General features: G+C 74.9%; 13 protein-coding genes. 6 read left to right on the plus strand and 7 right to left on the minus strand.

Features of this window, described 5'->3' with window-relative positions; translation table 11 throughout:
* Positions 1 to 153 precede the first annotated feature (153 nt).
* The 4 genes from IE249_RS07555 to IE249_RS07570 all read left to right on the plus strand — a co-directional run bounded on the left by IE249_RS07555 (position 154) and on the right by IE249_RS07570 (position 4,245).
* A complete protein-coding gene (locus tag IE249_RS07555; protein WP_189703981.1) occupies positions 154 to 1,239 on the plus strand; it encodes a WD40/YVTN/BNR-like repeat-containing protein in 1,086 nt (361 codons plus the stop codon).
* A 218-nt stretch (positions 1,240 to 1,457) separates the two neighbouring features.
* On the plus strand, positions 1,458 to 2,135 hold the full coding sequence (locus IE249_RS07560; protein ID WP_189703982.1) for a uracil-DNA glycosylase: 678 nt from the start codon (positions 1,458 to 1,460) through the stop codon (positions 2,133 to 2,135).
* Positions 2,132 to 3,124, plus strand: a complete 993-nt coding sequence (locus IE249_RS07565; protein WP_189703983.1) for an N-acetylglucosamine kinase — start codon at positions 2,132 to 2,134, stop codon at positions 3,122 to 3,124. The genes IE249_RS07560 and IE249_RS07565 overlap by 4 nt, the downstream gene beginning before the upstream one ends.
* Positions 3,125 to 3,321: 197 nt before the next feature.
* The gene (locus IE249_RS07570) at positions 3,322 to 4,245 is read left to right on the plus strand and encodes a sirohydrochlorin chelatase (RefSeq protein ID WP_189703984.1); all 924 of its coding nucleotides are present in this window, start codon (positions 3,322 to 3,324) and stop codon (positions 4,243 to 4,245) included.
* A 93-nt stretch (positions 4,246 to 4,338) separates the two neighbouring features.
* On the opposite strand, the gene IE249_RS07575 is transcribed toward IE249_RS07570, so the two are convergent.
* Together IE249_RS07575 and IE249_RS07580 are read right to left on the minus strand one after the other, a co-directional pair.
* A complete protein-coding gene (locus IE249_RS07575; protein ID WP_189703985.1) occupies positions 4,339 to 5,376 on the minus strand; it encodes a lactonase family protein in 1,038 nt (345 codons plus the stop codon).
* Between the two features lie 82 nt (positions 5,377 to 5,458).
* The gene (locus IE249_RS07580; RefSeq protein ID WP_189703986.1) at positions 5,459 to 6,994 is read right to left on the minus strand and encodes an FUSC family protein; all 1,536 of its coding nucleotides are present in this window, start codon (positions 6,992 to 6,994) and stop codon (positions 5,459 to 5,461) included.
* A 181-nt stretch (positions 6,995 to 7,175) separates the two neighbouring features.
* On the opposite strand from IE249_RS07580, the gene IE249_RS07585 reads away from it, so the two are divergent.
* On the plus strand, positions 7,176 to 7,652 hold the full coding sequence (locus IE249_RS07585; protein WP_189703987.1) for an Lrp/AsnC family transcriptional regulator: 477 nt from the start codon (positions 7,176 to 7,178) through the stop codon (positions 7,650 to 7,652).
* 36 nt (positions 7,653 to 7,688) lie between these two features.
* Here IE249_RS07585 and IE249_RS07590 read toward each other — a convergent pair whose 3' ends face one another.
* The gene (locus IE249_RS07590) at positions 7,689 to 8,537 is read right to left on the minus strand and encodes a LysR substrate-binding domain-containing protein (protein ID WP_189703988.1); all 849 of its coding nucleotides are present in this window, start codon (positions 8,535 to 8,537) and stop codon (positions 7,689 to 7,691) included.
* Between the two features lie 59 nt (positions 8,538 to 8,596).
* Between IE249_RS07590 and IE249_RS07595 the strand changes: the two genes are divergently transcribed.
* A complete protein-coding gene (locus IE249_RS07595) occupies positions 8,597 to 9,004 on the plus strand; it encodes a DUF5997 family protein (RefSeq protein ID WP_189703989.1) in 408 nt (135 codons plus the stop codon).
* 150 nt (positions 9,005 to 9,154) lie between these two features.
* On the opposite strand, the gene IE249_RS07600 is transcribed toward IE249_RS07595, so the two are convergent.
* The 4 genes from IE249_RS07600 to IE249_RS07615 all read right to left on the minus strand — a co-directional run.
* Positions 9,155 to 10,309, minus strand: a complete 1,155-nt coding sequence (locus IE249_RS07600) for an XdhC family protein (protein ID WP_189703990.1) — start codon at positions 10,307 to 10,309, stop codon at positions 9,155 to 9,157.
* Entirely contained in the window at positions 10,302 to 12,452 is a 2,151-nt protein-coding gene (locus tag IE249_RS07605; protein ID WP_189703991.1) for a xanthine dehydrogenase family protein molybdopterin-binding subunit, read from the minus strand. Before IE249_RS07605 ends, IE249_RS07600 begins: the two co-directional genes overlap by 8 nt.
* Positions 12,449 to 13,441, minus strand: a complete 993-nt coding sequence (locus IE249_RS07610) for an FAD binding domain-containing protein (RefSeq protein WP_189703992.1) — start codon at positions 13,439 to 13,441, stop codon at positions 12,449 to 12,451. Before IE249_RS07610 ends, IE249_RS07605 begins: the two co-directional genes overlap by 4 nt.
* Positions 13,438 to 14,047: (2Fe-2S)-binding protein (locus IE249_RS07615; RefSeq protein WP_229857784.1), on the minus strand; the 610-nt coding region annotated here is incomplete at its 5' end. The genes IE249_RS07615 and IE249_RS07610, both read right to left, overlap by 4 nt.

Raw genomic sequence — 14,047 nt, forward strand, 5'->3', positions numbered from 1 at the left:
CCGCGCCGCCTCGCCACGGGACCGGGGGCTCGCTGACGACGCCGCCCTGACCTGCGCGGACGCCGTCGCGGAGGTGACTGTCAGTGGCGGGGTGCAGACTGGCCGGTGTCCGGGACAAAGACGTCCGGACGCATCGTCGCGGAGGTGATCGGCATGACCGAGGTACTGCTCGCCGTGGGCACCCGAAAGGGCCTGTTCATCGGGCGCAGGCGGGGCGGCTCCTGGGAGTTCGACGACAGTCCGTACTTCAACGCGCAGGCCGTGTACTCGGTCGCCGTCGACACCCGCGGCGGCACCACACGGCTGCTGGCCGGCGGCGACAGCTCGCACTGGGGACCGTCGGTGTTCCACTCCGACGACCTCGGCCGCACCTGGACGGAGCCCGCCCGTCCGGCCGTGAAGTTCCCCAAGGACACGGGCGCCTCGCTGGAGCGGGTGTGGCAGCTGCACCCGGCGGCCGCCGAACCGGACGTGGTCTACGCGGGCACGGAGCCGGCCGCGCTGTACCGCTCGGAGGACCGCGGCGAGAGCTTCGAACTGGTCCGCCCGCTGTGGGAGCACCCCACCCGCTCCAAGTGGGTGCCGGGCGGCGGCGGCGAGGGCCTGCACACGGTGGTGACGGACCGGCGCGACCCCAGGGCTGTCACCGTCGCCGTCTCCACCGCCGGCGTGTTCCGCACGACGGACGGCGGCGCGAGCTGGACGCCCTCCAACTCCGGGGTGTCGGCGGTGTTCCTGCCGGATCCCGACCCGGAGTTCGGCCAGTGCGTGCACAAGGTCGCCCAGGACTCGGTCAACCCCGACCGGCTGTATCTGCAGAACCACTGGGGGGTCTACCGCAGCGACGACAAGGGCGCGCACTGGACGGACATCGGCGAGGGGCTGCCCTCGACGTTCGGCTTCGCCGCCGCCACGCATCCGCACCGCGGGGACACGGCGTACGTCTTCCCGATCACCGCCGACGCCGACCGGGTGCCCGCCGACCACCGCTGCCGCGTCTTCCGCACCGCGGACGCCGGCAAGAGCTGGGAACCCCTGACGGCCGGCCTGCCCCGGGAGGACCACTACGGCACGGTGTTGCGCGACGCCCTGTGCACCGACGACGCCGACCCGGCCGGCGTGTACTTCGGCAACCGCAACGGCGAGGTGTACGCGTCGGCGGACGACGGCGACAGCTGGCAGCAGCTCGCCTCGCACCTGCCGGACGTGCTGTGCGTGCGCGCGGCGGTGATCGGTTGAGCCTCGCCGCCCCCGCCTCGGCCCCCGGCCCCGCCGCCGGTGTCGACGCGCATCCCCATGCCGATGCCGACGCGGACACCGACACAGACACCGATGCCGAAACGCGCAACTCGCAAGAAGGGAGGACCCGTTCACCCGCGCCCGCGGTCCGGTCGTCCTCGGCCGGCCTTCGGCCACCGCTTGATCGGCGCACCGTGCACGGCAGTAGGGTGACGCCCGTGGCACCACGACCCCTGCATGAAATCGTCGAACCGGGCTGGGCCAAGGCCCTCGAACCCGTCGCCGACCGGATCGCGCGGATGGGCGACTTCCTGCGCGCGGAGATCGCCGCCGGACGCACCTACCTTCCGGCCGGTCCCGACGTCCTGCGCGCCTTCCAGCAGCCCTTCGACGACGTCCGAGTCCTGATCGTCGGTCAGGATCCGTACCCGACCCCGGGCCACGCGGTGGGACTGTCGTTCTCGGTCGCGCCCGAGGTCCGTCCGCTGCCCGGAAGCCTCATCAACATCTACCGGGAGCTGCACGGCGACCTGGGGCTGCCCCAGCCGTCGAGCGGTGACCTGACGCCCTGGACCGAGCAGGGCGTGCTGCTGCTCAACAGGGCGCTCACCACAGCCCCGCGCAAGCCGGGCGCCCACCGCGGCAAGGGCTGGGAGGAAGTCACCGAGCAGGCCATACGGGCCCTGGCGGCGCGCGGCAAGCCGCTGGTGTCGATCCTGTGGGGGCGTGACGCGCGCAATCTGCGCCCGCTGCTCGGCGACCTGCCTTCGGTGGAGTCCGCGCACCCCTCGCCCATGTCGGCCGACCGCGGTTTCTTCGGCTCCCGTCCGTTCAGCCGCGCCAACGACCTGCTGATCCGGCAGGGAGGGCAGCCGGTGGACTGGCGTCTGCCGTGACGGGGTCCGCGGGGGCGGAGGCGTCCGGTTTCCTCGCGGTGGACTCGGGCGGTTCGGGGCTGCGCGTGGTCGTCGGCGTGCCCGGGCGGGGGGCACTGGCGCAGGGCTCGGCCGGCGCGCCGGTGCGCACCGGCGCGCGGGGCATCGAACCGGGCCACCTCATGGAGCAACTGGTGCCCCTGGCACGGGCGCTGGCCGCGGAGGCCGGGGTGGGGCGGCTGGAGACGGCCGTGGTGGGGGCCGCGGGGTTCGCGACCCTGGGCGACGCCCTGCGCGCCGAGCTGCCCGGCGCGCTGGCGCGTGACCTGGGCGTGGGCACGGTCGCGCTGGTCGCCGACGCGGTCAGCGCGTACACCGGCGCCCTGGGGCCCCGGCCCGGCGCGGTGATCGCCGCCGGGACCGGTGTGATCGCCATCGGCACCGATCTGGCCGGATGGCGCCGTGCCGACGGCTGGGGCCATCTCCTGGGCGACTGCGGCAGCGGCGCCTGGATCGGACGGGCGGGCCTGGAGGCCGCGTTGCGCGCGCACGACGGCCGTGACGGCGGTTCGGCGGCGCTGCTGGCCTGCGCCGAGGAGATGTTCGGGCCGATGCCGGAACTGCCGGGCCGGCTCTACCCGCGCTCCGACCGGGCGGCCGTACTGGCCTCCTTCGCGCCCCGGGTGGCGGCCTGCGCGGCCGGGGATCCGGTGGCCGCCGGGGTGCTGCGTGCGGCGGCCCGGCACATGGCCGAGTCGGCGGCCGCCGTGTGCCCGCCCTCGGGCGAGCCGCGGATCGCCCTCACCGGCGGCCTGTTCAAGCTGGGCGCCCCCCTGCTCGTACCGCTGGAGAAGGAGCTGGGCGAGCGGCTGCCGCACGCGCGGCGGGTGACGGCCGAGGGCGATCCCCTGCACGGCGCGGTGCGGATAGCGACCGATCTGTCCCGGGGTGTCCTGGCCCTGCCGGCCGACGAGCGGATGCTCTTCGTCCCGTCGCCGCAAAGGGATTGATGCGGCGGCGTCCCCACGTTTCGTACGACGACGGGACAAGTCGGCGAATGCGCGGGGTGAGTTGTCACTTCCGGTCCGATTGCACACCTCGATCAGTTCGATTCGGTACGTAACTCATCAGACAAAACAGGACGGATACCGCTCACCTGCACCCTCCCCGAACAGGGGAACCCTCAAAGCCAGTAACATGCGGCGCCATGAGCTCCCCCACTGGGCCCGCGTCCGGCCTGCCAGTACGAATGCCGCGCCCCCGCCAGCCCGGACGGCACCGCCGCCCCGAACCGCTGGCGGCTCCCGAGGGCGCGCCCGCGCTCGTCCTCGCGGTTCCGGGCACGCCCGCCGCCGCCACGCGCAGTCTCGCCGAGGAGGTCGTGAGCATCGCCCGCTCCGAGCTGCCCGGCCTCGACGCCCGGATCGGGTACCTCGACGGGGACGACGGGGAGTTCCCGGCCCTGCAGACCGTGCTCTCGCGCACGGCCGACGAGCGCACCGCCCGCTACGAGCAGGCGCGCGCCGCGGGTGTGGACGTCAAGGAGCCGGACGGTCCGGTCGCGGTCGTGGTGCCGCTGCTGGCCGGTCCGGACAGCGCGCTGCTGCGCCGTGTGCGCCAGGCCGTCATGGACAGCCGGGTCGCCGCCGAGCTGACCGACGTCCTCGGCCCGCACCCGCTGCTCGCCGAGGCGCTGCACGTGCGGCTGTCGGAGGCGGGTCTGGCCCGCGCCGACCGGGCCCGTCTGTTCACCGTGGCGACCGCCGCGGACGGCATCATCCTCGCGTCGGTCGGTGGTGAGGAGGCGGTGCAGGCGGCCGGGATCACCGGCATGCTGCTCGCCGCCCGTCTCGCCGTGCCGGTGATGGCGGCGGCCCTCGACCAGGAGGGTTCGATCGCGTCGGTCGCCGAGCAGCTGCGCTCGTCCGGTTCCCAGCAGCTGGCGCTGGCGCCGTACCTGGTCGGCCCGGAGATCGAGGCCGAGCTGGTCGAGTCCGCGGCCAAGGAGGCGGGCTGTGCCGCCGCGGAGGCGCTCGGCGCCTACCCGGCGATCGGCAAGCTGGCGCTGGCCAAGTACACGACCTCGCTGGGCATCGCCCCTCAGCAGCCGCAGGGCACGCCGGTGCGCTGACCGGACGCCGTACGCAGCGAGGGCCCGCTCCCGTCAGCAGACGGGGGCGGGCCCTTCGCCGTACGGGAAGGCCGCGGCGCGGGCGGTGGGCGTTCAGCCCAGGACCACGCAGGACGCCGCCGGCACGCCGACCGCGCCGGCCCGTTCGGGCAGGCCCGTGCTCTGGTCCACGGCGAACCAGGTGACGTCCCCCGAGCGCTCGTTGGCGACGTAGAGGAAGCCGCCGGACAGGGTCAGCGCGCGCGGCCAGTCGCCGCCGCACGGGACCGTGCCCAGCGGCCGCAGCCGTTCCCCGTCCGCCTCGACGGCGAACGCGGACAGCACGTTCTCGCCGCGTGTCGCGACCCAGACGAACCGGCCGTCCGGCGCCACGGCGATGCCCGAGGGGTAGGCGTCCCCGGCCGGGGCGGCGGGCAGCAGCGGCGTCTCGGCCACCGGCCTGAGCGAGCCGGTCTCGCCGTCCCAGTGGCAGACGGTGACGGTGGGCGTGAGCTCGTTGACGACGTAGGCGTGCCGGCCGGCCGGGTGGAAGGCCAGGTGGCGGGGGCCGGAACCGGGGCGCAGCGCGATCTCCCGGTGCAGGGCGAGCGCTCCGCCCTCCAGGGTGCACACCCGCACCGAGTCCGTACCGAGGTCGACGCTGACGGCCCAGCGGCCGGCGGGGTCCGGTTGCACCTGGTGCGCGTGGGGTTCGCGCTGCCGTTTCTCGTGGGGGCCGGAGCCGGTGTGCCACAGGATGCCGGAGGGGGCGTGGGCGAGGCGCCCGTCGGAGCGGAGCGGGACCGCGCTGACGCTGCCGGAGCCGTAGTTGGCGGTCAGGACGTGCCCGTTCAGCAGGCTGAGGTGGGTGGGGCTGCCGCCGACGCGGACGGGCGGGCCGGTGAGCTCGATCGCTCCGTCCTTCACCCGGTACGCGGCCACCGCGCCCTCCGTGGTCTCGCTGACCGCGTAGAGCGTCCCGCCGTCGGGCGAGAGCGCCAGGTAGGACGGGTCCCGCACGTCGTCGGCGGCGCTCAGCAGGATCAGGGAGCCGTCCGGCTCCGCCACCGCGGCCGTGACGACACCGGGGCCGCCCGCCGCGGTGAACGACCCGATGAAGGCCCGCCGCTCCTGTCTCCCGCCGTCTGCCACCGCTGTCCCCTCTCGGTCGACCCGTCGGGGCTGACGGTAGCAGTCGATCAGCCGCGGTCTAGACCAAGCCGGGTGCGACGGCTCACGCGCCGACCAACGGCGAACCGGACGGCGCCCGCAACGGCGCGGCCAGCTCGTCCAGAGCCCGCTCCAGCCCGTACAGATGACCGAGAGCACCACCAGCGACGGGGTGCCGGGCTGCGGCGGTGCTCGCGGTCGCCGCCGACTCGGTGCCCGCTGTCTCCTCCGTGTCGTGGGACGGCTGCTGTGGGAGGAGGGCTGTCACCGCTGTCTCGACGCGGGTGCATGCTGCGGCAAGGCGGGTGTCGTGGGAGGCCTCCGGGTCGGCGGCGACGGCGACGAGGCCGCGGATCTCGCGGGCACAGTCGTCGAGCAGGGCGAGCACGCGGCGGGCGCGGCGCTTGCGGCCGGAGAGCGGGTTGAGCGGATGCACCAGCGGGGCGACGGAGAGCCGTACCCGGCCCAGCATCTGCTCGAGTTCCGCCACGCGGGGCGCCGGATCGGCGTCCGGGACGCCGGCGAGCCGGGCGGAGGCCTCGGCCGTGCAGGCGTGCACGCAGCGCAGGGCGCGCCGGATCCAGGCGTCGGTGACGGCGTGGGTGGTGACGGGCAGCACGAACAGCACGGCGAGCCAGGCGCCGAGCGCGCCGACCGCCGTCTCCCCGAGCCGCAGCGCGAGCAGGCCCGGGGTGAGCACGCCGAGGAGCCCGTAGAGCGACTCGGCCAGGACGGTGACCCAGAGCATCATCCAGGTGTAGGACACGGCTGCCGTGTAGAAGATCCCGAAGACGCTGACGGCCACGAGGGCGAGGGTGGGCAGCGCGGCGCCGTGCAGCGGGACCACGACCAGGACCCCGAGGCCGATCCCGATGACGGTGCCGAGGACCCGGCGGAACCCGCGGACCAGGGTCTCGCCGCGCGAGGCGGTGTTCACGAAGATCCACCAGGTGGCCCCGACGGCCCAGTACCAGCGCTGCCCGGACACCAGCTCACCGGCGACGAGGGCGAAACCGGCGCCCGCGGTCGCCTGGACGGCCTGCCGGGTGGTCACCCGGGCCAGCCCGGTGCCGCCGGGCGCGGCGGGCACGGCCGCCGGGGGCAGACGGCGCTCGTAGCACCACAGACCGAAGCGCACCACGGCCGCCGCGAGCACCGACAGCACGACGGCGGCGCACAGTTGGGGCAGCCGCCCGGTCGTGGCGTGCAGGAACTGCGCCACGAAGAAGGTCATGAACGCGAACACGCCGAGGCTGTGCCCGCGCGGCCCCCAGCGGCGCGCGTACACGCCCGCGCCGACCACGGCGAGGAAGGCGAAGCCGCGGAGCACGGGGTGGGCGTGCAGTTCCGCCGCGGCGGCCAGCACCGGCAGCCCGGCGACCGGCAGCAGCGCGGTGGTGACCGCCTGCCCCCGCACCGTGGGGTCGGTGACCGTGAACAGGGCGAGCAGCGCGGCGAGCCCGCCGGTGACGGCGCCCACGAGGGAGTGTCCGGCCAGTGAGCAGACGGCGACCGCCAGGCCGATGCCGAGTACGGCCCGCGCGGCGAAGCGCAGCCGCGCCCGTCCCGGGTCCGGTGCCACGAACACCCTCTTCAGCACTGAGTACCGCCCCCTTCGACGCCCGCACAGCCGATACCGGCATGAAAAAGGCGCCACGGGGGTCCGCAGCGCCATCGACGGGTACATGAGAGCATCACGAGTGCCGTCGGCTCAAGTGGATCCCGTCGCGGTGGGCCATTGGCCCAGCACTTGGCCGTGAGCCATTGGTACTGTTCCGGCCATGGCCGTGGACCAACTCGACACCCGCATCCTGCGGCTGCTGCTGGAGCAGCCGCGCACCAGCATCCGTGAGTACGCCCGCATCCTGGGCGTCGCGCGCGGCACGCTCCAGGCGCGTCTGGACCGCCTGGAGCGGGACGGCGTCATCACCGGCACCGCCCCCGCCCTCTCCCCCGCCGCGCTCGGCCACCCGGTCCTCGCGTTCGTGCACATCGAGGTCACCCAGGGGCACCTGGACGACGTCGGGGACGCGCTCGCCGCCGTACCGGAGATCGTCGAGGCCTTCTCGATCACCGGCGGCGGTGACCTGCTCACCCGCGTGGTCGCGCGCGACAACGCGCACCTGGAGGACGTGATCCAGAAACTGATCAGCATGCCCGGCGTGGTCCGCACCCGCACCGAGGTGGCGCTGCGCGAGCGGGTCCCACACCGGCTGCTGCCCCTGGTGGAGTCGATCGGGCGTACGGCGGGAAGGTGACGGGACGGCGGCCGTCACGGCCGCCGCCGGAACCCTCTACGACCGTCGGCGCGGCTTGCCGCGCCTGGCGCCGCCGCCCGAGCCACCACCCGAGCGGCCCTGCTGCTGACGGCCCCCGCGACCGCCGGCGCGACCGGCTCCGGTGCGCCCGGCTCCCGCGCCCGTGCCACGGACGTCACCGCCCGTGCGGCCGCCTCCGTTCCCGCTCGTGCGGCCGCCTCCGTTCCCGCTCGCGCGGTCGGTGGCGCGCTCCTTCTTCCGGTCCTGCGCCTGGGGCCGCCCGCGGGTGCTGTTGACCGTGCGGCCGCGCACGATCCCGATGAAGTCCTCGACCAGATCGGTGTGCGCCTCCTCCGGCCAGGCCAGCGCGACACCGGACCGGGGAGCGTCGGTGACGGGCCGGTAGGTGAGGTCCCGGCGGTGGTACAGGCGGGCCAGCGACTGGGGGACGACCAGCAGGCCCACGCCGGCCGCGACGAGTTCGACGGCGTCCTCGGTGGTGGCGGGCCGTTCGAAGGCGGGCTCGCCGGGCGGGCTGTCCCAGCCGAGGACGTCGTCCAGCGGGTGGAAGAGCACCTCGTCGGCCAGGTCTCCGACGGACACCTCGTCGGCCGCCGTGACCACGTGGTCCCTGGGCACGACCACCACCGTGGTCTCGGTGTAGAGGGGGATCGCGCTGAAGAACGCACGGTCCACCGGGAGGCGGACGATCCCCGCGTCCGCCGCGCCCTCGCGCAGCGCGCCGGGCGCCTCGGCGGCGGGCATCTGGAGGAGGGCGAGGGGGACGTCGGGCAGGCGCTCGTTCCAGATCCGCACCCACTTGGCGGGCGTCACCCCGGGGACGTACGCCAGCCGGAAGGAGGGGGGGCTTTCCGAGCCTGTCACGCGGGCCAGGTTACCCGGCGTGGTCGGAGCGGGTGGCGGCGGTCGATAGTCTGGACACCATGAAGTCGCACCAGACCACCCAGACGATGAAGCCCGCGACCGCGGCGAAGAAGCTGGGTGTGTACCTGCCCGCCACGCCCGCGGAGTTCCAGGAGGGCGTGGTCTCGCGCGCCGAGCTCGACGAACTCCAGGCCAACCCGCCCGAGTGGCTGCGGGACCTGCGACGCGAGGGGCCCCACCCCCGCCCGGTGGTCGCGGCCAGGCTGGGCGTCTCCATCGCCGGTCTCGCCCGCGGCGGAGTCACCGAGCCGCTGACCACCGAGCAGATCGAGGCGCTCAAGCAGGACCGGCCCGAGTGGCTGGAGAAGGAGCGCGCCACCCAGGCCGGGGTCCGCAAGGAGGCGGCGCGGCTGAAGCAGCGGGACGCCGAACGCGCCGGGCGCGACGACGCCGACCCGCGCCACTGACCCCTCCGGCGGGCCGGCGCCCTGCCGAGCCGGCGACTCGCGCGGGCCGGCCCGCCCCTTCCGCGCCTGACCTGCCCGCGCCCTGCCGCGCCTGACCTGCCCGCGCTCTCCCGCCTGCCGCGTCCCGGGCCGCTCGGGCCGCCCGGGAGCTCAGGCCGCCCGGGTGCTTCGCCGGTCCGCCCGGTCGCGGTGGATGGGCGTGTCGGAGCCGGTCAGGGGCACGCCGGTTCCGCCGTGCCGGGCCGCGACGATCTCCGCCGCGATCGACAGGGCGGTCTCCTCGGGAGTACGGGCGCCCAGGTCCAGGCCGATCGGCGACCTGAGCCGGGACAGTTCGCGCTCGCCCAGCCCCACCTCGCGCAGCCGCCGCTCACGGTCCTCGTGGGTGCGGCGCGAGCCCATCGCCCCGACGAACGCGGCCGGCATCCGCAGGGCCGCCTCCAGCAGGGGTACGTCGAACTTGGCGTCGTGGGTGAGCACGCACAGCACGGTGCGCGCGTCGGTCGCGGTGCCGCGCAGATAGCGGTGCGGCCAGTCGACCACGACCTCGTCGGCGTCGGGGAAACGCGTCCGGGTGGCGAAGACGGGGCGGGCGTCGCACACCGTCACGTGGTAGCCGAGGAACTTGCCCACCCGCACGAGCGCGGCGGCGAAGTCGACCGCCCCGAAGACGATCATCCTCGGCGGCGGCACGTTGGCCTCCACGAGCAGGGTGAGGCCGCCGGGGCAGTGCGATCCGTCCTCGGACAGCTCCAGGGTGCCGGTGCGGCCCGCGTCCAGCATCGCCCGGGCCTCGGCCGCGGCGGTGCGGTCCAGCTGCGGGTGCGCGCCGAAACCGCCGTCGTACGGGGTGCCGCCGCTGCCGTCCGGGCGTACGAGCAGCGCCGCGCCCAGCAGTTCGGCCGGCCCCCGCACCACCCGGGCCAGGGCGGCCGGTTCGTCCCGGACCGCCGCCGACAGAGTCTGCTCGAGCACGGCCCTGACGGGGGCCGCGGCGGTGACCGGGGTGACCATCACCTCGATCACCCCGCCACAGGTCAGGCCGACGGCGAAGGCGTCCTCGTCGCTGTAGCCGAAGCGCTCGACGACGGTCCGGCCGTCCTGGAGGGCCTGGGCGCACAGGTCGTACACCGCCCCTTCCACGCAGCCGCCGGAGACCGAGCCGATCGCCGTGCCCCCGGCGTCGACGGCGAGGGCTGCGCCGGGACCGCGCGGGGCGCTGCCGCCGACGTCGACGACGGTGGCGACGGCGAAGTCCCGGCCCTCCTCGATCCAGCCGTGCAGTTCCGCCGCGATGTCAAGCATGCGGCGCCTTCGCCGCCGCCCGCAGCACGCGGTCGGGACGGATGGGCAGGTCGCGGTGGCGCGCGCCGGTGGCGTGCCAGACGGCGTTGGCGACCGCGGCCGCGGCGCCGACGATGCCGATCTCCCCGATGCCCTTGATGCCGACCGGGTCGTCCGGGTCGTGGTCCTCGATCCAGTCGGCCTCGACGTTGCGCACGTCGGCGTTGGTGGCGACGTGGTAGCCCGCGAGGTCGGCGCCGTAGTGGCCGCCCGTGGCGCGGTCGCGGACCGCCTCCTCGTGCAGGGCCATGGAGATGCCCCACACCATGCCGCCGACGAGTTGGTTGCGCGCGGTCAGCGGGTTGACGATCCGGCCGGCCGCGAAGATGCCGAGCATGCGCCGCACGCGCACCTCGCCGGTGGTGACGTCGACGGCGACCTCGGCGAACTGCGCGCCGTAGGAGTGCCGCTCCTTCTGCGCGAGGGCGCCGATGGCCGCGGTGGTGTCGGACCGCACCGTGATGCCCTCGGGCGGGATGTCGGCGCCCAGCGCGAGACGTTCGCGCAGTTCGGCGGCGGCGGTGTTGACCGCCCAGGCCCAGGAGCGGGTGCCCATCGAGCCGCCGGCGATCATCGCCGGCCCGAAGTCGCTGTCCCCGATCCGCACCCGGACCCGGTCCGTCGTCACGCCCAGCGCGTCGGCGGCGACCAGGGTGAGGGCGGTGCGGGCCCCGGTGCCGATGTCCGCGGCGGCGATCCGCACGGTGAACGTGCCGTCCGCCTCGGCGGTCAGCACCGCCGTGGACGGCCCGGCTCCCGCGCCGAACGAGGCGGCCGCCGTGCCGGTGCCGAGCAGCCAGCGGCCGTCGCGGCGCACCCCGGGGCGCGGGTCGCGGCCGGCCCAGCCGAAGCGGCGGGCGCCCTCGCGGAAGCAGGCGGCGAGGTTGCGGCTGCTGAACGGCAGCCCGGAGACGGGGCCGCGCTCGGGTTCGTTGCGCAGCCGCAGTTCGATCGGGTCGAGCCCGCACTTCACGGCGAGTTCGTCGAGCGCGGACTCCAGCGCGAACGAGCCCGGCGCCTCGCCCGGCGCACGCATCCAGGTCGGGGTGGGCATGTCCAGCCGTACGACCTGGTTGGCGGTGTGGTGCGCGTCGGCGTCGTACATCACGCGGGCGTGGCCGGCGCCGGGTTCGACGAAGTCGTGCACGGTCGAGGTGAGGCTGAGGGAGCGGTGCTCCAGCGCGCGCAGCCGTCCGTCGGCGTCCGCGCCGAGCCGGACGCGCTGGGCGGTGGGGCTGCGGTAGCCGGCCAGCGAGAACATCTGACGACGGGTCATGACGACCCGCACCGGGCGCCGCAGGACGGTCGCGGCCATCACGGCGGCCACCTGGTGGGCGCGCACGCCCTTGCTGCCGAAGCCGCCACCGACGTGTTCGGAGCGCACCCGCACGGAGCTCGGCTCGAGCGAGAACATCCTCGCGAGTTCGCCGACGACCCAGGTGGCACCCTGGTTGGAGTCGAACACCTCGAGCCGTCCGCCGTCCCAGCGGGCCGTCGCCGCGTGCGGCTCCATCATGCTGTGGTGCTCTTCGGGGGTGGTGTACTCGGCGTCCAGTACGGCGGCAGACGCGGCGAGTTCGGCCTCCAGGTCGCCCTTCCCGGTCACCGCCGGCATGTGGCCGTCCAGGCCCTCGGCGTCGGGGCGGCCGGAGTGGAAGTCGATGTCGTGCGGCAGCCGTTCGTAGTCCACGACGAGCGACTCGGCGGCCTCCCTGGCCTGTTCGGAGGTCTCGGCGACGACCAGGGCGACCGGCCAGCCCATACTGGGCACCTGGTCGTGCTGGAAGACGGCGCAGGTGGGGTCCGGGCGGACGCCCAGCATCCCGACGTAGTCGGTCTCCAGGCGCGGGGCGTTGCCGTGATGCAGCACGGCGAGCACGCCCGGCATGGCGAGCACGGCGTCGGCGTCGATGGAGCGGATGCGGCCGCGTGCGACGGTGGACACGGCCAGCCAGCCGTGGGCGAGGCCGGCGAAGGGGATCTCACCGGCGTAGCGGGCGGCTCCGGTCACCTTCTCGACGCCCTCCACGCGGGTGTGCGCGGTGCCGACGGCGCCGGCCGGCGGCGTGGTCGCCGCCGTGGAGCGGGGGGCTGCGGTGGTCATCGGGCGGCCTCCTCGGCGAGTTCGGTGCACACGGCCACGACGAGATTGCGCATCAGGGTCACCTTGTAGGCGTTGTCGGGCAGCGGCTCGGCGGCCGCCAGTTCGGCGCCGGCCGCGGCGGCGAAGGACGCGGCGTCGGCGGGGGCTCCGGTCAGCGCCGCCTCGGCCGCCCGGGCCCGCCACGGCCGGGAGGCGACCGCGCCGAAGGCCAGGCGTGCCTCGCGCACGACGCCGTCACGGACGTCGAGCGCGGCGGCGACCGAGCCGATCGCGAAGGCGTACGAGGCGCGCTCGCGCACCTTGCGGTAGCGGGATCGGGCGGCGACGGGCGCGGGCGGCAGGGTCACGTGGGTGATCAGCGCCCCGGCCGGCAGGGCGGTCTCCCGGTGCGGGGTGTCGCCCACGGGCAGGTAGAAGTCGGCGAGCGGCAACTCGCCGGCGCCGTCGGCGGTCCGGTACGAGACGACGGCGTCGAAGGCGGTCAGCGCCACCCCCATGTCCGAGGGGTGCACGGCCACGCAGTGCGCGGAGGCGCCGAGGATCGCGTGGTTGTGGTGCTCGCCCTCGATCGCGGGGCAGCCGCTGCCGGGGACGCGCTTGTTGCACGCCTTGGTCACGTCGGTGAAGTAGCCGCAGCGGGTGCGCTGGAGCAGATTGCCCCCGACCGTGGCCATGTTGCGCAGCTGCCCGGAGGCGCCGGCCAGTACCGCCTGCGTCAACGCGGGGTAGTTTCGCCGGACTTCGGGGTTGGCGGCGAGGTCGCTGTTGGTGACGGTGGCGCCGATGCGCAGACCGCCGTCGCCGGTGGACTCGACGGTGTCCAGGGGCAGTTCGCGTACGTCGACGAGGCGGGCGGGGCGTTCCACGCCCGACTTCATCAGGTCGACGAGGTTGGTGCCGCCGCCGAGGAAGCGGGCGTCCGGGTCCGTGCCGAGCAGCGCGACGGCGCCGGGGACGTCGTGGGCCTTGTGGTAGCCGAACTCCCTCATGCGGCGGCCTCCTTGTCCTTCGCGTCCTTGGCGCCCTTGGCGTCCTTGGCGTCCTTGGCGTCCTTGGCGGCGGGAGCCGTGGTGCCGGGGCCGGCCGCCCGGATGGCGGTGGACCGGCTGCTCTCGGCGGCGCGGGCGACCGCCTGGACGATTGACATGTAGGCGCCGCAGCGGCACAGGTTGCCGCTCATGCGCTCCCGGATCTCCTCGGGGGTGAGCGGCGGCGGTCCCGTTTCGGGGCTCACGTCGTCGGTGACGGCGCTCGGCCAGCCCGCCGCGTGCTCCTCGATCACCGCTACGGCCGAGCAGATCTGCCCGGGTGTGCAGTAGCCGCACTGGTAGCCGTCGAGGTCGAGGAAGGCCTGCTGGACGGGGTGCAGCTCGTCGCCCTCGGCCATGCCCTCGATGGTGGTGATCTCGCGGTCCTCGGCGGCGACCGCGAACTGGAGACAGGAGACGGCCCGGCGGCCGTCGATCAGCACCGTGCAGGCGCCGCACTGCCCCTGGTCGCAGCCCTTCTTGGTACCGGTCATTTCCAGCCGTTCGCGCAGGGCGTCGAGCAGGGTGGTGCGGTGGTCGACGGACAGCGTGTGCTTCTCGCCGTTG

The organism is Streptomyces anandii JCM 4720, assembly GCF_014650655.1.
Lineage (GTDB): Bacteria > Actinomycetota > Actinomycetes > Streptomycetales > Streptomycetaceae > Streptomyces > Streptomyces anandii.

What these genes read in the sequence shown, in the direction of transcription:
- IE249_RS07595 (WP_189703989.1), top strand. Translation starts at nt 8,597, where the DNA reads ATGAAGTCGCACCAGACCACCCAGACGATGAAGCCCGCGACCGCGGCG.
- IE249_RS07570 (WP_189703984.1), top strand. Translation starts at nt 3,322, where the DNA reads ATGAGCTCCCCCACTGGGCCCGCGTCCGGCCTGCCAGTACGAATGCCG.
- IE249_RS07600 (WP_189703990.1), bottom strand. Translation starts at nt 10,309, where the DNA reads ATGCTTGACATCGCGGCGGAACTGCACGGCTGGATCGAGGAGGGCCGG.
- IE249_RS07585 (WP_189703987.1), top strand. Translation starts at nt 7,176, where the DNA reads ATGGCCGTGGACCAACTCGACACCCGCATCCTGCGGCTGCTGCTGGAG.
- IE249_RS07605 (WP_189703991.1), bottom strand. Translation starts at nt 12,452, where the DNA reads ATGACCACCGCAGCCCCCCGCTCCACGGCGGCGACCACGCCGCCGGCC.
- IE249_RS07555 (WP_189703981.1), top strand. Translation starts at nt 154, where the DNA reads ATGACCGAGGTACTGCTCGCCGTGGGCACCCGAAAGGGCCTGTTCATC.
- IE249_RS07610 (WP_189703992.1), bottom strand. Translation starts at nt 13,441, where the DNA reads ATGAGGGAGTTCGGCTACCACAAGGCCCACGACGTCCCCGGCGCCGTC.